Source organism: Tepidimonas sediminis (assembly GCF_007556605.1).
GTDB classification, from domain to species: domain Bacteria; phylum Pseudomonadota; class Gammaproteobacteria; order Burkholderiales; family Burkholderiaceae_C; genus Tepidimonas; species Tepidimonas sediminis.
Genome location: NZ_VJND01000006.1, coordinates 18,194 through 36,312, shown reverse-complemented (window position 1 = coordinate 36,312; position 18,119 = coordinate 18,194). Strand labels below are relative to the sequence as shown.

General features: G+C 71.7%; 14 protein-coding genes and 1 pseudogene. 10 read left to right on the top strand and 5 right to left on the bottom strand.

Annotated elements, in window-relative coordinates; genetic code table 11:
* Window positions 1-86: 86 nt before the first annotated feature.
* On the top strand, window positions 87-356 hold the full coding sequence (locus Tsedi_RS06100; protein ID WP_143894692.1) for an acyl-CoA-binding protein: 270 nt from the start codon (window positions 87-89) through the stop codon (window positions 354-356).
* A gap of 21 nt (window positions 357-377) precedes the next feature.
* Here Tsedi_RS06100 and Tsedi_RS06095 read toward each other — a convergent pair whose 3' ends face one another.
* Window positions 378-2,483: a molybdopterin-containing oxidoreductase family protein gene (locus Tsedi_RS06095; protein ID WP_143894690.1), complete on the bottom strand. Its 2,106-nt coding sequence runs from the start codon at window positions 2,481-2,483 to the stop codon at window positions 378-380.
* 108 nt (window positions 2,484-2,591) lie between these two features.
* On the opposite strand from Tsedi_RS06095, the gene Tsedi_RS06090 reads away from it, so the two are divergent.
* Window positions 2,592-3,803: a M20 aminoacylase family protein gene (locus Tsedi_RS06090; RefSeq protein ID WP_143894688.1), complete on the top strand. Its 1,212-nt coding sequence runs from the start codon at window positions 2,592-2,594 to the stop codon at window positions 3,801-3,803.
* Window positions 3,804-3,819: 16 nt separating this feature from the next.
* On the opposite strand, the pseudogene Tsedi_RS06085 reads toward Tsedi_RS06090, so the two are convergent.
* From Tsedi_RS06085 to Tsedi_RS06075, 3 genes and pseudogenes are all read right to left on the bottom strand, one after another.
* Window positions 3,820-4,602 (bottom strand): annotated as a pseudogene (locus Tsedi_RS06085) (type III pantothenate kinase); the annotation flags it as partial.
* Between the two features lie 40 nt (window positions 4,603-4,642).
* Complete coding sequence (locus Tsedi_RS06080; RefSeq protein WP_143894684.1) at window positions 4,643-5,767, bottom strand: MBL fold metallo-hydrolase; 1,125 nt, start codon at window positions 5,765-5,767, stop codon at window positions 4,643-4,645.
* A 22-nt stretch (window positions 5,768-5,789) separates the two neighbouring features.
* Entirely contained in the window at window positions 5,790-6,035 is a 246-nt protein-coding gene (locus tag Tsedi_RS06075) for a metal-sensitive transcriptional regulator (RefSeq protein ID WP_143894682.1), read from the bottom strand.
* Between the two features lie 251 nt (window positions 6,036-6,286).
* On the opposite strand from Tsedi_RS06075, the gene Tsedi_RS06070 reads away from it, so the two are divergent.
* The 6 genes from Tsedi_RS06070 to Tsedi_RS06045 all read left to right on the top strand — a co-directional run bounded on the left by Tsedi_RS06070 (window position 6,287) and on the right by Tsedi_RS06045 (window position 14,350).
* Complete coding sequence (locus tag Tsedi_RS06070; protein WP_143894680.1) at window positions 6,287-7,414, top strand: TRAP transporter substrate-binding protein; 1,128 nt, start codon at window positions 6,287-6,289, stop codon at window positions 7,412-7,414.
* Window positions 7,415-7,518: 104 nt separating this feature from the next.
* On the top strand, window positions 7,519-8,157 hold the full coding sequence (locus Tsedi_RS06065; RefSeq protein ID WP_143894678.1) for a TRAP transporter small permease subunit: 639 nt from the start codon (window positions 7,519-7,521) through the stop codon (window positions 8,155-8,157).
* Window positions 8,157-10,121, top strand: coding sequence for a TRAP transporter large permease (locus Tsedi_RS06060; protein ID WP_143894676.1), 1,965 nt, complete (start codon window positions 8,157-8,159; stop codon window positions 10,119-10,121). Before Tsedi_RS06065 ends, Tsedi_RS06060 begins: the two co-directional genes overlap by 1 nt.
* Window positions 10,122-10,298: 177 nt before the next feature.
* Window positions 10,299-13,604: a fused isobutyryl-CoA mutase/GTPase IcmF gene (gene icmF, locus Tsedi_RS06055; protein ID WP_143894674.1), complete on the top strand. Its 3,306-nt coding sequence runs from the start codon at window positions 10,299-10,301 to the stop codon at window positions 13,602-13,604.
* Between the two features lie 93 nt (window positions 13,605-13,697).
* Window positions 13,698-13,946 carry an AbrB/MazE/SpoVT family DNA-binding domain-containing protein gene (locus Tsedi_RS06050; RefSeq protein ID WP_143894672.1) on the top strand — a complete coding sequence of 83 codons (249 nt, stop codon included), beginning with the start codon at window positions 13,698-13,700 and terminating at the stop codon, window positions 13,944-13,946.
* Complete coding sequence (locus Tsedi_RS06045) at window positions 13,937-14,350, top strand: type II toxin-antitoxin system VapC family toxin (RefSeq protein ID WP_143894670.1); 414 nt, start codon at window positions 13,937-13,939, stop codon at window positions 14,348-14,350. Before Tsedi_RS06050 ends, Tsedi_RS06045 begins: the two co-directional genes overlap by 10 nt.
* A 2-nt stretch (window positions 14,351-14,352) precedes the next feature.
* On the opposite strand, the gene Tsedi_RS06040 is transcribed toward Tsedi_RS06045, so the two are convergent.
* Window positions 14,353-14,991: a 5-formyltetrahydrofolate cyclo-ligase gene (locus tag Tsedi_RS06040; RefSeq protein WP_143894669.1), complete on the bottom strand. Its 639-nt coding sequence runs from the start codon at window positions 14,989-14,991 to the stop codon at window positions 14,353-14,355.
* 10 nt (window positions 14,992-15,001) lie between these two features.
* Here Tsedi_RS06040 and Tsedi_RS06035 point away from each other — a divergent pair, with 10 nt between their 5' ends.
* A complete protein-coding gene (locus tag Tsedi_RS06035; protein ID WP_143894667.1) occupies window positions 15,002-17,017 on the top strand; it encodes a lytic transglycosylase domain-containing protein in 2,016 nt (671 codons plus the stop codon).
* 43 nt (window positions 17,018-17,060) lie between these two features.
* Window positions 17,061-18,017 (top strand): complex I NDUFA9 subunit family protein, encoded by a 957-nt coding sequence (locus Tsedi_RS06030; protein WP_143894665.1) that lies wholly within the window; start codon window positions 17,061-17,063, stop codon window positions 18,015-18,017.
* Window positions 18,018-18,119 lie beyond the last annotated feature (102 nt).

Here is an 18,119-nt window from a genome sequence, read left to right as displayed (position 1 = left end):
TGCCGCTCCGGAACCTGTCTGCACGCGGATGGCTCGGCGGCAGGCTTGTTTGCTCAAACGAACGAACGTTCGTATCATTGCCCACCATGACGACACCTGCCTCGACCCCCGCCCAAGCCGCTTTCGACGCCGCGCTGCAGCGCGTCAAGACCCTCACCGAGCGCCCGGACAACGCCACGCTGCTGCAGCTCTACGCCCTCTACAAGCAGGCCACCGAGGGCGACAACACGAGCCCGAAGCCGAGCCTGACCGACCTCGTGGCGCGCGCCAAGTGGGACGCCTGGAGCAAGCTCAAAGGCGTGAGCCGCGAGGAGGCGATGCAGCGCTACGCCGACCTCGTGGCCACGCTGGCTTGATCGCGCCCCGGCCGGCGCCCCTCAGCCCCGTGCCGGCGCGGCCACGCGCCGCACCTGCACCGCGCAGTCGTAGAAGGTCGGCGCCGCGCCCAGGTCGGTCAGCGCCTGGCTGGTGAGTTCGTTGACGTTGCGGCCGTCGGGGCTCAGCTTGCGCCACCAGATGCCAAGCCCCACCACGACGCCGGGCCGCGCCCGCCCGTTGACGCGGGCGCGCAGGCGGCAGGCGCCGCGGTCGTTGAACACCTCGACCCAGTCGCCGTCGGCGATGCCGCGCGCCGCGGCGTCGTCGGCGTGGATCTCCAGCGCCGGCTCGCCCTCGGCGTCGCGCAGCGACACCACGTTGACGAAGGTGGAGTTGAGGAAGTGGCGCGCCGGCGGCGTGATCAGCGCCAGCGGGTAGCGCGAGTCGGCTCCGGGCGGCTCGTGGTTCGGCAGCACCTGCGGCAGCGGATCCAGCCCCAGCGCCGCCAGCCGCGGGCTGGCCAGTTCGCACTTGCCCGACGGCGTCGGAAAGCCGCCGTCGGCAAACGGCGCCTCGGGCCAGGGCAGGCTGACCCAGCCGCGCGCCAGCAGGGCCTCGAAATCGACCGCGTCGCCAAACGCCTGCCGGCACAGCGTCAGGTCGTCGTCGGCGAAGCACGGCTCGTCGAACCCCAGCCGCCGCGCCAGCGCGCGAAAGATCGCCGTGTTGGGCCGCGCCTGCCCGAGCGGTTCGATGGCCGGGCGGTTCAGCAGCACGTCGGTGTGGCCGTAGCTGAGGTGGATGTCCCAGTGCTCCAGCTGCGTGGTGGCCGGCAGCACGAAGTCCGCGAGGTCGGCGGTGTCGGTGGCGAACTGCTCCAGCACCACGGTGAACAGATCCTCGCGGCGCAGCCCGCGCTGCACCTGGCCGCCTTCGGGGGCCACCGCCGCCGGGTTGCTGTCGTAGACGACCAGCGCCTCGATGCGCGGGCCGAAGGCGGCGTCACCCGGGTGCAGCAGCGCCTGGCCGATCGTGCTCATGTTGACGCTGCGCGGCTGCGGGCACGGGCTGCGCGCCAGCAGGTCGGGGCGGTGCAGCGCGTCCCAGCGCACCGGGTAGGTGCCGGAACTCGACAGCAGCAACCCGCCGCCGCGGTGCCGCCAGGCGCCCCACACCGCCGGCAGACAGGCCACCGCGCGCACCGCGTTGCCGCCGCCGTGCGTGCGCTGCATGCCGTAGTTGAGGCGAATGCCGACCGGCTCGCCGGCGCGCACCGCCGCCTCCACCGTGCGCGCCAGCGCCTCGATCTGCGCCGCGGGCACGCCGCACGCTGCAGCCGCGCGCGCAGGCGGCCACTGCAGCGCCCGCGCGCGCAGCGCTTCCCAGCCCAGCGTATGCCGCTGCAGGTAGTCCAGATCGGCCCAGCCGCGCGCGAACGCCTCGTGCATCAGCGCGTAGGCCAGCGCCGCGTCGCTGCCGGGCAGCACGGCCAGGTGCTGGTGGCACTTCTCGGCCGTCTCGGTGCGGCGCGGGTCGATGCAGACGAGCTGCGCGCCGCGGCGCTTGGCTTCCTGCGCATGGCGCCAGAAGTGCAGGTTGCTGGCGATGCTGTGGCTGCCCCAGATCAGGATCACGCGGCTGTGCGCGAACGCCTGCACCGGCATGCCGACCTTGGCGCCCAGCGTCGTCTCCAGCGCCACCGCGCCGGCGCTGGCGCAGATGGTGCGCTCCAGCCGCGAGGTGCCGAGCCGATGGAAGAAGCGCGCCGCCATCGCCTCGCCCTGCACCAGCCCCATCGTGCCGGCGTAGCTGTAGGGCAGGATGGCCTGCGGGTCGCGCGCCGCGATCGCCTGCAGCCGCGCGGCGATCTCGTCCAGCGCCTCGTCCCACGACACCGGCACGAAACGCCCGCTGCCCTTGGGGCCGACGCGCTTGAGCGGCTCGAGCAGGCGCCCGGGATGGTAGACCCGCTCCAGGTAGCGGCTCACCTTGGTGCACAGCACGCCGGCGGTGTGCGGGTGATCGGGGTTGCCCGCGAGCCGCACGGCGCGCCCGTCCCGCACGGTGGTGACTAACGAGCAGGTGTCGGGGCAGTCATGCGGGCAGGCGCCGAGCACGGTGCGCGGCGCGGCAGCGGGGGCGGCGGGATGGAGGTCGGCGTGCATCCGCGCATGATAGGCGGCACCGGCGGCGGCGCACCACGGCAGCGCCGCCGCCGCGGGCTTGCGGCGCGCCCCTTCCCCGCCGCCGCGGGGCGCGCTACGATGCCCGCCATGAACCTGATCGAGCCGATCGTCGCCGAGGCGGCGCGCTTTGCCGAGCTGCGCCGCGACCTGCACGCCCACCCCGAGCTGTGCTTCGAGGAACACCGCACCAGCGGGCTGGTCGCCGCACGGCTGGCCGAGTGGGGCATCGAGGTGCACCGGGGGCTGGCCAAGACCGGCGTGGTCGGCGTCGTGCACGGCCGCGACGGCGGCGCCTGCGGCCGCATGATCGGCCTGCGCGCCGACATGGACGCGCTGCCGATGACCGAGCTCAACACCTTCGCGCACGCCAGCCGCCATCCCGGGCGCATGCATGCCTGCGGTCACGACGGCCACACCGCGATGCTGCTGGCCGCGGCGCGGCACCTGGCGCGCGCGCGCGACTTCGACGGCACGGTGGTGCTGATCTTCCAGCCCGCCGAGGAAGGCGGCGGCGGCGCACGGGAGATGATCGCCGACGGGCTGTTCGAGCGCTGGCCGGTGGAGGCGGTGTTCGCGCTGCACAACTGGCCCGGGCTGCCGGCGGGGCACTTCGCGGTCAGCCCCGGGCCGGTGATGGCCTCCAGCAACGAGCTGCGCTGCGTGCTCACCGGCAAGGGCGGCCACGCGGCGCTGCCGCACCTGGCGGTCGACCCGGTGCCGGCGGCGTGCCAGCTGGCGCTGGCATGGCAGACGGTGGTGGCGCGCAACGTGCGGCCGATCGACGCCGCGGTGGTATCGGTGACGATGCTGCGCGCCGGCGAGGCCACCAACGTCATCCCCGACCAGGTGGAGCTGCAGGGCACGGTGCGCACCTTCCGCGTCGAGACGCTCGACCTGATCGAGCAGCGCCTGCGCGAGCTGGCGCACGGCGTGGCCGCGGGCTTCGGGCTGCAGGCCGACTTTGCGCTGCGGCGCAACTACCCGCCCACCGTCAACCACGCGGCCGAGGCGGCGTTCGCGGCCGAGGTGGCGCGCGAGGTCGTCGGCGCCGAGGCCGTGCACGCGCAGGAGCCGACCATGGGCGCGGAGGACTTCGCCTACATGCTGCAGGCGCGGCCCGGAGCCTACCTCTTCATCGGCAACGGCGACGGCGCGCACCGCGCCGCGCACGGCCCCGGGCACGACGCCGGCCCGTGCACGCTGCACAACGCGCGCTACGACTTCAACGACGCGCTGATTCCGACGGGAGCGAGCTTCTGGGTGCGGCTGGCGCAGCGCTGGCTGGCGCGGCCCCGCTGAACCGGGCCGCAGCGCCGAAGCGGCTGGCGGCGATCGTCAGCAACCCGTCGAAGATCAGGCCCTCGACCAGCTCGAACGGCACCGTCAGGTACGGTGCCATCTTCCAGCCCGCCCCGCCGGTCATCAGGCACACCGGCACCTGCCCGGTGTGCAGGCGCAGGTTGTCCCACATGCGCTGCACCGCGCCGGCGATGGCGAACGTGCCGCCCGAGGTCAGCGCGTCGCTGGTGTTGGTGGGGAACGGGCGCACGTCGCCGGTGGGCACGTGCAGCCCGGCGGTACCGGACTCCAGCGCGCGCAGCATGATGCCGTGCCCGGGCAGGATGATGCCGCCGAGGAAGCGGCCGTCGGCATCCAGCGCCTCCACCGTCACCGCGGTGCCGACCATGACGACGATGCACGGGCGGTGCTGGCCGCGCGCCAGCAGGCGCTGGCGCGCCCCGATCATCGCCACCCAGCGGTCCGAGCCGAGCCGCGCCGGATGGTCGTAGCCGTTGACGACGCCGGCCTCCTCGGCGCGCGGCACCACCCACTGCGGCTGGGCATCCCACTGCTCCAGCTGCTCCTCGACACGGTGGCGCACGCCGGCGCCGGCGACGATGCTGCCCAGCACCCAGCGCGGCGCGCGCAGCTGGCGCCAGTCGCCCTCGGCCAGCGTCTCGATGTTCTCGAGGAACTGCACGCCGTGCGCCAGCAGCCGCGCCCCCGGGCGCGGCGCGTCGTACAGCGCCCACTTCAGGCGCGTGTTGCCCACGTCCAGCGCGAGCAGCGTGGTGTCGTCGGGGGCCCCGGCCGTCATGCGGCGATCATAAACCTGCACGACCGCCCCGCCGGCCGGCTCAGTTCTGCCGCCACGGCAGGCCGCGGTGGCGCCAGCCGCCCAGACGGCCGCGATGCCCCTCGGCGTCGAGGTCGCCCTCGAAGCCTTCCAGCACGTTGTACGCCGTGGCACCCAGCTCGGTGGCGCGGCGCGCCGCGGCGATCGAGCGCGCCCCGCTGCGGCACAGCATCAGCAGCGGCTTGCCTTCGGCCGCGAGCCGGCGCACGCCATCGTCGAAGGCGGGATTGGGCTGCATGCCGGGCCACTGCTTCCAAGCCAGCGCCTGCGCGCCGGGCACAAAGCCGACCCACTCGCGCTCGGCATCGGTGCGCACGTCCACCAGCACGGCGCGCCCTTCCTGCACCCAGCGCCAGGCCAGCTCCGGCGCCACATCGCCGGCGTAGCCCTGCGCGGGGCGCGGCACCTCGCGCTCGGCACCGTCGGCGTCGTGCCGGATGCCGCCGCGCAGGTTGGCCGGCACCGCCTCGTCCATGCGCCGCGGCCGCGGCAGGTTCAGGTTGTTCATCAGCGCGACGAACTCCGCCAGCGACTTGCCGGCCAGACGCGGGTTGTGCGCCTTCTCGTGGCCGATGGTGGAATGGGTGCGGCCATGGTAGTCGTGTCCGGGCCAGACGATGGCGTCATCGGGCAGCGTGAACAGCCGCTCGGTGATGCTGCGGTAGAGCGCCTCGGCGCTGCCGGACTGGAAGTCGGTGCGGCCGCAGCCGCCGATCAGCAGCGTATCGCCGGTGAAGACGTGCGTCTGCCCGTCCACCTGCCACACATAGCTCATGCTGCCGGCGGTGTGGCCGGGGGTGGTCAGCGCGCGCAGCCGCTGGGCACCGAAGGCGAGTTCGTCACCGTCCTGCAGCGCGCGGTGCACGGTGGTGATGCCGCAGGCCGCCGGCGCCGCGGTGTGGGCGCCGGTGTGCTCCGCGAGCTTGAGCGCGCTGGTGACGTGGTCGGCGTGCGCGTGCGTCTCCACCACCCAGACGAGCCGCAGGCCGTGGTCGCGCAGCACCTGCAGGTCGCGCTCGAGCTGCTCGTCCACCGGGTCGAGGATGACCGCCTCGCGCGTGTCGGCGTCGAACAGCACGTAGGTATAGGTGCAGGAATCGGGATCGAACAACTGGAGCGGGCGCATGACCCGATTCTGGCACCAACCGTCAGGCAAAGCGCGCCAGCAGGTCGGCCACGTCCTCGGCCGGCGTGTCGCCCTGCGCCATCACGCAGCCCACCATCATGAAGAACGACTTGTCCAGCGCCTTGCGCGCGGCGGCCAGCTGCTGCGCCACCTGCTCGCAGTCGGCATCGGTCTCGATCAGGCGCTGGATGCCGCGCAGCTGGCCCTCGACGCGCTTCAGGCGCAGCAGCAGGGCCTTCTTGCGTTCGGGATCCTGGACGGCGGTCATGGCGGCTGGGGGACAGGTCTTTATACCCCGTATGGTATCCAAACCGCCATGAAAGTCAATGCGCGCCGCGCCGGTTGCACCTTTTTCAAAGATCGCGTGAAAAGTTTGCCATCGAGCTGCCAGTTGCGTCACCTGCGTGACGCCCGGCGGCGCCACCCCGGTGAAAACCCGGATCCACCGCCGCCCCGATACCCCCCACGATACGAACTCCCGGGGGCAGTCCCGGCCATTCCATGACGAGGAGACACGCGATGACGCAGACTTCCACCGCCCCGACCCGCCGCCGCCTGCTCAAGGGCGCGGCCGTCGCCGCCGGCGCGCTGGCCGCCCCGATGGTGGCCGTGGCGCAGACGACGACGCTGCGCTTCCAGTCCACCTGGCCGGCCAAGGACATCTTCCACGAGTTCGCCAACGACTTCGCCAAGAAGGTCAACGACATGGCGGGCAACCGCCTGAAGATCGAGGTGCTGCCGGCCGGTGCGGTGGTGCCGGCGTTCCAGCTGCTGGAGGCGGTGGCCAAGGGCACGCTGGACGGCGGCCACGGCGTGGTGGCCTATCACTACGGCAAGAACTCGGCGCTGGCCCTGTGGGGCTCCGGCCCGGCGTTCGGCATGGATCCGAACATGGTGCTGGCCTGGCACTACTACGGCGGCGGCAAGGCGCTGCTGGAGGAAATCTACAAGAGCCTCAACATGGACGTGGTGTCGTTCCTCTACGGGCCGATGCCGACGCAGCCGTTCGGCTGGTTCAAGAAGCCGATCGCCAAGGTCGAGGACCTCAAGGGTGTCAAGTTCCGTACCGTCGGGCTGGCGGTGGACCTCTACACCGACATGGGCGCAGCGGTCAACCCGCTGCCCGGCGGCGAGATCGTGCCGGCGCTGGACCGCGGGCTCATCGACGGGGCGGAGTTCAACAACGCCTCCTCCGACCGCATCCTGGGCTTTGCCGACGTGGTCAAGCACTGCATGCTGCAGAGCTTCCACCAGAGCGGTGAGCAGTTCGAAATCCTGTTCAACAAGGCCAAGTACGACGCGCTGCCCGCCGAGCTGAAGGCCATCATCGACTACGCCGTGCAGGCCGCCAGCGCCGACATGAGCTGGAAGGCCGCGCACCGCAACTCGCAGGACTACCTGGAGCTGAAGAAGGCCGGCGTCAAGTTCTACAAGACGCCGGACGCCATCCTGCGGGCGCAGCTGGCCTCGTGGGACAAGGTGATCGCCAAGAAGAGCGCCGAGAACCCGATGTTCAAGAAGGTGCTCGACAGCCAGCGCGCCTTCGCCGAGCGCGTCGGTGGCTGGTGGAACGACTACACGGTCGACTTCAAGATGGCCTGGAACCACTACTTCCGCCGTCAAGGAGGGGGACAGCAGCGCGGCTGAGGCCGCGCGCGGGGTCGGCCAGCGCCGGCTCCGGGGTGCTGCCGCGACGGCGCCGGCGGCGGCACCCGCCGCCTTACCACCGGGCGCCGTGGACGGATGAGCGCATGACCCCCCGCTGGCTCCTGACCATCGACCGCCTCTCGGCCCTCGTCGGGCAGGCGTTCGCCTGGCTGATCGTCGCGCTGACGCTGGGCATCACCTACGAGGTGTTCGCCCGCTACGTGCTCAACGCGCCGCACGACTGGTCGCTCAACGCCCAGGTGATGATGTACGGCACGCTGTTCATGCTGGCCGGCGCCTACACCCTCTCGGCCGGCGGCCACGTGCGCGGCGACGTGCTGTACGGCTTCCTGCGCCCGCGCACGCAGGCCGTCATCGACCTGCTGCTCTATGCCGTGTTCTTCCTGCCCGGCACCGTGGCGCTGACCTGGGCCGGCTGGAGCTATTTCCAGGATTCGCTGGCGATCCGCGAGCAGACCTTCTCGGCCACGCCGCTGCCGCTGTACCCGTTCAAGTTCGTCATCCCGCTGGCCGGCGCGCTGCTGCTGCTGCAAGGCGTGGCGGAAATGGTGCGCTGCGTGCTGTGCCTGCGCGACGGCGCCTGGCCGGCACGCCAGCACGACGTCGAGGAAGTCGACGTCGACAAGCTCAAGGCGATGGTGCACGTGCGCGACGAGGACATCGCCGCGCTGGACCGCTACGTCGTCGACGACGCCGGCGCAGCCCGGACGGGAGAGCGCTGATGCGCCGCGAACTGTGGTTCGGCTTCACGCTGATGGGGCTGATCGTGGCCGGCACGGCCTGGATGGCGCTGTCGGCCGACACCCTCACCAACGGCCACTACGGCCTGATGATGCTGGCGCTGGTGGTGGTGGCCATCATGCTCGGCTTTCCCACGGCGTTCACGCTGATGGGCATGGGCATCATCTTCACCTACTTCGCTTACCACTCCGGCGGGCAGAGCGCCGCCGGCGCCGTCAAGCAGACGCTGGACCTGATGGTGCAGCGGGCCTTCTCGGTGATGAGCAACGACGTGCTCATCTCCATCCCGCTGTTCGTCTTCATGGGCTACCTGGTCGAGCGCGCCAACCTGATCGAGAGGCTGTTCAAGAGCCTGCACCTGTCGCTGGCGCGCGTGCCGGGTTCGCTGGCGGTGGCCACGCTGTTCACCTGCGCGGTGTTCGCTACCGCCACCGGCATCGTCGGCGCGGTGGTCACGCTGATGGGGCTGCTGGCCTTTCCGCAGATGCTGAAGGCCGGCTACGACGTGCGCGTCTCCGCCGGGGCCATCACCGCGGGCGGCTGCCTCGGCATCCTGATCCCGCCCTCGGTGCTGCTGATCGTCTACGGCGCCACCGCAGGCGTCTCGGTGGTGCAGCTGTACGCCGGCGCCTTCTTTCCTGGCCTGATGCTGGCCGGGCTGTACGTGCTGTACGTGATCCTGCTGGCCAAGCTGCGGCCGCACACCATGCCACCTCTGCCGGCCGAGCAGCGCACCGTGCCGCTGCCGCCGCTGACCGAGCGGCTGGCGCAGGCGGTGCGGGGGGCGGTGCTGCCGGCGCTGCTGCGCGCGCTCAAGGGCCGGCGCAACCTGGGCGTGCCGACCGGCCATCTGCTGCGCCAGCTGGGCATCGCGCTGCTGCCGGCGCTGCTGTTTGCCGTGGTGGCCCTGCTCAGCTGGCACGTCAACACCCGCCCGGTGGCGCCGACGTCGGAGGCGGTCGGCCTGCAGTCGCTCGAGGACGAGACGGCGCGCGTCGCCGACGACGGCGGGCTGGCCGAGCCTCCCGGCGGCGACGCCCCCCTGGAGAGGGCGGGCTTGGCCGAACCTCCCGGCGCGGCGGAGGGGGATGGTCTGCAGGCCCCGCCCGGCAGCGGCCAGCAGCCCGAGCCGTCGCCGGTCGCCGCAGCGGGTGCGCCAGGCGATCCCGCGGCAGCCGCGCCGGGCCGCACGCCGCCCACCACCGGCTGGTGGATCGGCTTTGGCGCCGGCATGGCGGCGCTGGTGGCGTTCTACGCCGTCTTCACTTGGCAGCGGCTGGAAATCCTGCGCATGCTGCTGGCCAGCTTCTTTCCGCTGCTGTTCCTAATCCTGGCGGTGCTGGGCTCGATCGTGTTCGGGCTGGCCACGCCCACCGAGGCCGCCGGCGTCGGCGCCTTCGGCGGCTTCCTGCTGGCGGTGGCCTATCGGCAGTTCAACTGGGGGGTGCTGAAGGAATCGGTGTTCCTCACCGCCAAGACCACCGCGATGGTGTGCTGGCTGTTCGTCGGCTCGGCCATCTTCTCGGCCGCGTTCGCGCTGCTGGGCGGGCAGGAGCTGGTGGAGCGCTGGGTGATGTCGCTCAACCTGAGCAAGACCGAGTTCCTGATCTTGAGTCAGGTCATCATCTTCCTGCTCGGCTGGCCGCTGGAGTGGACCGAGATCATCGTCATCTTCATGCCGATCTTCATCCCGCTGCTGGACAACTTCGGCGTCGATCCGCTGTTCTTCGGTCTGCTGGTGGCGCTGAACCTGCAGACCGCGTTCCTGAGCCCGCCGGTGGCGATGAGCGCGTTCTACCTCAAGGGGGTGAGTCCCCCGCACGTGACGCTGAACCAGATCTTCGCCGGCATGCTGCCGTTCATGGGCATCCAGATCGTGGCCATCGTGCTGCTGTACCTGTTCCCGGCCATCGGGCTGTGGCTGCCCAAGGTGCTCTACGGCTGACCGTCGCCCCCCGGCCCCGACCGCAGCCCCCGTCGTGGCAACGCTCCGCCCGGATCGGACGACGGCCCGCACGGACTGGTGCCGGGTGGCGTTCTCCATTAACATTGACGTTTACGTAAACGTCAATGCCGCGCGCCCCGGCGCGCGCCACCTCCCGTGCCGACAGGAGACACCACCGTGACCCAGCTCGCCGCCGAGTACCAGGCCCTGGCCCAATACCGCCCGACCCACAAGGTACGCTTCGTCACCGCCGCCAGCCTCTTCGACGGGCACGATGCGGCGATCAACATCATGCGCCGCATCCTGCAGAGCATGGGAGCGGAGGTCATCCACCTCGGGCACAACCGCAGCGTGGATGAGGTCGTCACCGCCGCGCTGCAGGAGGACGTGCAGGGCGTGGCCGTCAGCTCCTACCAGGGCGGCCACATGGAGTATTTCACCTACATGGTCGATCAGCTGCGCGCGCGCGGCGGCGCGCACGTGCTGGTGTTCGGCGGCGGCGGCGGCGTCATCGTGCCCAGCGAAATCCGCGCGCTGATGGACTACGGCGTGGCGCGCATCTACAGCCCGGAGGACGGCCAGCGCATGGGGCTGCAGGGGATGATCGGCGAGATGATCATGCGCTGCGACCACGACCTGTCGGTGCACGCGCCGACCTCGCTGGAGGCGATCCGCGGTCACGGTGATGCGGCCTGGCGGGCGCTGGCGCAGCTGATCACCGCGCTGGAAAACGGCAAGGCCGACCCGGCGCTGGTGCAGGCGCTGCGGCAGGAGGCGGCGCAGGCGCGCGTGCCGGTGCTGGGCATCACCGGCACGGGCGGCGCGGGCAAGAGCAGCCTGACCGACGAACTCATCCGCCGCCTGCGGCTGGACCAGGACGATGCGCTGCGCATCGCCGTCCTCAGCATCGACCCGAGCCGGCGCAAGAGCGGCGGGGCGCTGCTGGGCGACCGCATCCGCATGAACGCCATCGGCCCGTGGGCGCAGGGCCCGCGCGTCTACATGCGTTCGATGGCCACGCGCGACTTCGGCAGCGAGATCAACCCGGCGCTGCCGGACGTGATCGCCGCCTGCAAGGTGGCCGGCTTCGACCTCGTGATCGTGGAGACCTCCGGCATCGGGCAGGGCGATGCGGCCATCGTGCCGCACGTGGACGTGCCGCTGTACGTGATGACGCCGGAGTACGGCGCGGCCAGCCAGCTCGAGAAGATCGACATGCTGGACTTCGCGGAGTTCGTCGCGATCAACAAGTTCGACCGCAAGGGCGCGCTGGACGCGCTGCGCGACGTGGCCAAGCAGGTGCAGCGCAACAAGGAGGCCTGGGGCAAGCGGCCGGAGGACATGCCGGTGTTCGGCACGATGGCCGCGCGCTTCAACGACGACGGTGTCACGGCGCTCTATCAGGCGCTCAAGGTCCGGCTGGCGCAGCTGGGCCTGATGCTGCCGCTGGGGCCCGAAGGGGGACGGCTGCCGCGCGTCGAGACGCGCCACAGCACGATGCTCAACGCCATCGTGCCGCCGCAGCGCAGCCGCTACCTGGCCGAGATCGCCGACACCGTGCGCGCCTACAAGCGGCGCGTGCGGGCGCAGGCGCGGCTGGCGCGCGAGGCGCAGCAGCTGCGCGCCGCCGCCGCGATGCTGACCGAGGCCAAGCCCGACAAGCCCAAGGCCGCCCAGGCCGCGCTGGAGCTGGCCGAGCAGCGCGAGCAGCGGCTCGACGCCGATGCGCGCAAGCTGCTGGCGCAGTGGCCCGACATGCAGAAGGCCTACGCCGGCGACGAGTACGTCGTGCGCATCCGCGACAAGGAAATCCGCACGCGGCTGGTGCACACCACGCTGTCGGGCAACAAGATCCGCAAGGTGGTGCTGCCCAAGTACGAGGACCACGGCGAACTGCTCAAGTGGCTGATGCTGGAAAACGTCCCCGGCAGCTTTCCGTACACCGCCGGGGTGTTCGCCTTCAAGCGCGAGAACGAGGATCCCACGCGCATGTTCGCCGGCGAGGGCGACCCGTTCCGCACCAACCGGCGCTTCAAGCTGCTGTCGGAGGGCATGCCCGCCAAGCGCCTGTCCACCGCGTTCGACTCGGTCACGCTCTACGGTCACGACCCCGACCCGCGCCCCGACATCTACGGCAAGATCGGCAACTCCGGCGTCAGCGTGGCCACGCTGGACGACATGAAGGTGCTCTACGGCGGCTTCGACCTGTGCGACCCTTCCACCAGCGTGTCGATGACGATCAACGGGCCGGCGCCGGCGATCCTGGCGATGTTCTTCAACACCGCCATCGACCAGCAGATCGACAAGTTCCGCGCCGACAACGGCCGTGACCCCACCGACACCGAGATCGCCAAGATCAAGGCCTGGGTGCTGGAGAACGTGCGCGGCACCGTGCAGGCCGACATCCTGAAGGAGGACCAGGGCCAGAACACCTGCCTGTTCTCCACCGACTTCAGCCTGAAGGTGATGGGCGACATCCAGGAGTACTTCGTCCATCACAACGTGCGCAACTTCTATTCGGTGTCGATCAGCGGCTACCACATCGCCGAGGCCGGCGCCAACCCGATCAGCCAACTGGCCTTCACGCTGGCCAACGGCTTCACCTACGTGGAGGCGTATCTGGCGCGCGGCATGCACATCGACGACTTCGCGCCCAACCTGTCGTTCTTCTTCAGCAACGGCATGGACCCGGAGTACACCGTGCTGGGCCGCGTGGCGCGGCGCATCTGGGCCGTGACCATGCGCGACAAGTACGGCGCCAACGAGCGCAGCCAGAAGCTCAAGTACCACATCCAGACCTCGGGGCGCAGCCTGCACGCGCAGGAAATCGCCTTCAACGACATCCGCACCACGCTGCAGGCGCTGATCGCCATCTACGACAACTGCAACAGCCTGCACACCAACGCCTACGACGAGGCGATCACGACGCCGACGGAGGAATCGGTGCGCCGCGCGATGGCCATCCAGCTCATCATCAACCGCGAATGGGGCCTGGCCAAGAACGAGAACCCCAACCAGGGCAGCTTCATCATCGAGGAGCTGACCGACCTGGTGGAGGAGGCGGTGCTGGCCGAGTTCGAGCGCCTCGCCGAGCGCGGCGGGGTGCTGGGCGCGATGGAGACCGGCTACCAGCGCGGCAAGATCCAGGACGAGAGCATGCACTACGAGATGCTCAAGCACACCGGGGAGCTGCCGATCATCGGCGTCAACACCTTCCGCAACCCGCACGGCGACCCGATCCCGGAGTCGCTGGAGCTGGCCCGCTCCACCGAGGAGGAGAAGCAGTCGCAACTGCAGCGCCTGCGCGACTTCCACGCCCGCCACGCGCACGAGGCGCCGGCGATGCTGCAGCGGCTCAAGGACGCCGTGATCGAGAACCGCAACGTCTTCGAGGTGCTGATGGACGCGGTGCGCTGCTGCTCGCTGGGCCAGATCACCCAGGCGCTGTTCGAGGTCGGCGGCCAGTACCGGCGCAACGTCTGAGTCAGGACGGTACCGCTGGGCGCCTTGGCCAGAGACGTGCCAAGGTCGGGGGCGATCGTCAAGGATGGGCGACGCAACGGAGCATCACGAACGATGGGTACGCTGACCGTCACCGCCAAAGGGCAGATCACGCTGCCCCGTCGTTGGCTGCAGCGTCTCGGGGTCACGCCCGGCCAGCAGGTCGAAATCGAACCGCTGCCGGACGGCGGGTTGGTCCTGCGCCCAAGGGTACGGCGCACGCTGGATGACTACGTCGGCTGCCTGCCGCCGCCGGCGCGGGCGCTGAGCCTGGACGAACTCGACGAATGGGCGCGCGAGGGCTGGACGAGCCGATGCCGCTGACGCTGGACACCAACATCCTCGTCCGACTGGCCACGCGCGACGACCCGGTTCAGGCCGAAGCCGCCCTGCGCGTCCTGCGCGCGGCCGATCGCCTGGTGATTCCGTTGCCGGTCTGGTGCGAGCTCGCGCGGGTGCCGCTGCGCGGCTACCGCCACTCCGCGAAGCAGGTGGCGCACGCCATCGGGACGCTGATGGACGTGGAGCAAGTGGTCTGCGACCGTGAGGCTGTCCGCGCGGGTCTGGCCATGCTGGCCGCCGGCGCAGACTTCGCCGATGGCGTCATCGCACGCGCGGGTGTCCAGATGGGGGCCGACGCCATGCTGACGTTTGACCGGACGGCGGCCGCGCGACCGTCCTCGGTTCTGGGCTTGAAAGCGGTCGTGCCGCCCGGCGAAGAGACGTAAGGTCAGTCGTCGCCCACCGGCCAGGCCACGCCCTGGTCGGTCAGGACGGCATCCAGCGGCACGTCGTGCGGCTCGGGCTGCAGCCACGGCACGAAGGCGCTGGCGTAGGCCAGGCCGACGGTGACCGGGCGCGGACGCAGCCGCGCCAGCGTGCGGTCGTAGAAGCCGCCGCCGTAGCCCAGCCGCACGCCCGCCGGCCCGTAGCCGACGCACGGCACGAACAGCAGCGTCGGCTGCACCACCTCGGTGTCCTTCGGCTTCGGGATGCCGTAGGCGTCCTCCTCCATCGGGCAGCCGGGGTACCAGACGTGGAAGCGCAGCGTGCCGGCCGTCTTGTCGATCACGGGCAGCGCGATGCGCCGCTGCTGGCGCGCCGCGCGCGCGTCCTCCACGTTGGCCGCCTCCTGCCAGCGGTGCAGCGCCGGCAGCGGATCGAACTCGCCCTTGATCGGCCAGTAGGCTCCCACCACCGTGTCGCTGCGCCCGACCATCCAGACGCGCATGACGCGCTGCAGCGCCTCGTTGCGCGCCAACCGGTCCGGCAGACGCTGGCGCTCGGCGATCAGCTTGCCGCGCCAGTACGCCTTGCGCTGGGCGGCGTCGAGCGGCTCGGACTGGCGCGCGGGGTCGAGCTTGTCCATAATCCCTCTCATGGGCATCGGGGCATCGCGCCGCATCTTACCCGCGCTGCGCCGCGCCGCCACGGTGGCGGCGCTGGCGCTGCTGGCCGTGCTGGCGCCGGCGCGCGCGCAAGGCAGCGGCGAGGAGACCGCGCGGCGCGCGGTGCTGGAGATGCGCGAGGCATTCCAGAAAGGGGACGCGGCGCGCCTGGCGGCGCTGCGCCCGCGCCTGGACGGCCACCTGACCGAACCGCTGGCCGACTACTGGCTGCTGCGCAACAGGCTGGAACGCGCCGACACCGGGGAGGTGCGCGCGGTGCTGGCGCGCTGGGCCGGCAGCTACTGGGAGGATCGGCTGCGCAACGACTGGCTGCTGCTGCTCGGCGCGCGCGGCGACTGGGCCACGCTGCTGGAGGAAGCGCCGCGCTTTCGCATGAACGACGACCCGGAGGTGCGCTGCTGGGTCGCGCTGGCCCAGGTGGAAACCGGCGCGGCCAGCCCCGCCAGCGTCGCCGAGGCGGTGCGCACCGCCTGGCTGGGCCAGCGCACGGCGGCCCCGGGATGCGCGCGCGCAGCCGGGCGGTTGATCGCCGCCGGCGCGCTGCCGGCGGAGGTCGCTTGGCAGCGCGCGCGGCTGGGCGTGGAGGCCGGGCGGCTGGCGGTGGCCACGCAGGCGGTGGCGCTGCTGGATGCCGACTGGGCGGCGCTGGTGGAGCGCGCCTTCAATGCCCCGCAGCGCTACCTGGACGACAAGCTGACCGCGGTGCGCCACCGCACCAAGGAGATCGTCACGCTGGCGCTGATCCGGCTGGCGACGCAGGATCCCCAGGCCGCCGCGGCGCACGCCGAGCACCTGCGCTGGCGCGCCCAGCTCACCGCCGAGGAACGCGCCTGGGTGTGGGGTGCGATCGGCCGCCGCACCGCGCTGCGCCTGCAGCCGGAGGCGCTGGATCACTTCGCCCGCACATGGGAGGCGGCGCTGCCGGACGAGTGGCGCGCCTGGCACGTGCGGGCGGCACTGCGCGCCGGCGACTGGGCCGCGGTGCGCCGCGCCATCGGCCTGCTGTCGCCGCAGGCGCAGCAGGATCCGACGTGGATCTACTGGCTGGCGCGCGCGCTGCGCGCCAGTGACCAGGCCGGCGAGGCCGCGCAGGCGCTGCTGCAGCGCATCGCCGGGCCGGAAGGGTTCTATGAGCAGCTGGCCGCCGAGGCGCTGGGCCAGCCGGTGACGCTGCCGCCAGCGCCGCCGCCGCCCACCGCGGCCGAGCGCGCCGCGGTGCGGGCGCTGCCCGGGCTGCAGCGGGCGCTGCTGCTGATCGACTGGGGGCTGCGCACGGAGGGGGTGCGCGAGTGGCATTACGAGGTGGCGCTGCACGTCCCCGGCGGGCTGCCGGAGCGCGAGCTGCTGGCCGCCGCCGCCTGGGCGTGCGAACGCGCGGTCTGGGACCGCTGCATCAACACCAGCAGCCGCACGCGCCAGCAGGTGGACATCGCGCAGCGCTACCCCACCCCGCTGCGCGAGCTGGTGGTGCCGCGCGCGCGCGCCATCGGCCTGGACCCGGCCTACGTCTACGGCCTGATCCGGCAGGAAAGCCGTTTCGTGATGGACGCGCGCTCGCACGTCGGCGCCAGCGGCCTGATGCAGGTCATGCCGGCCACCGCGCGCTGGACGGCGCGCCGCATCGGCCTGCGCGACTTCCAGCCGCACCAGATCGACGACCCCGAGGTCAACGTGACGATCGGCACCGCCTACCTGAAGCTGGCGCTGGATGACTTCGAGGGCTCGATGGCGCTGGCCGCGGCAGCCTACAATGCCGGTCCGGGGCGGCCGCGCCAGTGGCGCCAGGGCCCGGTGCTGGAGGCCGCGGTGTGGGTCGAGAACATCCCGTTCGACGAGACGCGCGACTACGTCAAGCGGGTGCTGGCCAACACCCACGTGTACGCCGCGCTGCTGACCGGACAGCCGCAGTTGCCGTCGGCGCGCCTGGGCGCCACCATCGGGCCGCGGCTGGCCACCGCGCGCGCCCCCGACACCGAACTGCCGTGACGCCGGCCGTCGGCGCCGCGGCGCCACGTCTTGCGAGGAGTCCATGAACCACGTGCTCGTCCTGGGCGGCACCGGCTTCGTCGGCCGCCACGTCTGCGAACACCTCAACCGCCTGGGCATCCGCGTCACGGTGCCGACGCGCCATCTCGAACACGCCAAGGCCGTCCAGATGCTGCCGATGGTGACGGTGGTGCCGGCCGACGTGCACGACGACCGTGCGCTGCAATGCCTGCTGCGCGGGGTCGACGCGGTGGTCAATCTGGTGGCGATCCTCAACGGCAGTGCCGCGCAGTTCGAGCGCGTGCACGTCGCGCTGCCGCAGCGGCTGGGCGAGGCGATGCTGGCCGCCGGCGTGCGCCGTCTCGTGCACGTCAGCGCGCTCGGGGCCGATCCGGCCGGCCCGTCGCGCTACCTGCGCAGCAAGGGCGAGGGCGAGCGTGCCCTGCAGGCGCTCACCTCGGCGGGGCTGGCGCTGACACTGCTGCGCCCCAGCGTCATCTTCGGCGCCGAAGACCGCTTCCTGAACCTGTTCGCGCGGCTGCAGCGCAGCCTGCCGGTGGTGCCGCTGGCCGGGGCGGATGCGCGCTTTCAACCGGTGTGGGTCGGCGACGTCGCGCAGGCCATCGTCGCCTGCCTGCAGCGCGACGACACCATCGGCCGCACGTTCGAGGCGGTCGGCCCGGAGGTGTGGACGCTGGCGGATCTGGTGCGGCTGGCCGGACGGCTCAGCGGCCACCCGCGCCCGGTGCTGCCGCTGCCGCGCGCGCTGGCGTACTTCCAGGCCCTGCTGATGGAGCTGCTGCCGGGCGAGCCGCCGCTGACCACCGACAACCTGCGCTCGCTGGAGGTGCCCAACGTCGCCAGCGGCACGCTGCCGACGCTGGCCGACCTGGGCCTGGTGCCCAGCGCCGTGGAGCCGGTGGCGGCACGCTACCTGAATCTGGACGGCCCGGCCGATCCGCTGATCGCGATGCGCCGCACCGCGCATCTGCGCCGCTGAGACGGCCCAGGGCGCAAAAAAAGCGGCCCGGGTGCACGGGGGCGCCGCGCGCCACCGCTTCCCGGGCCGGACCCACGCAGGGAGCACCCCACGCCAGAGGAA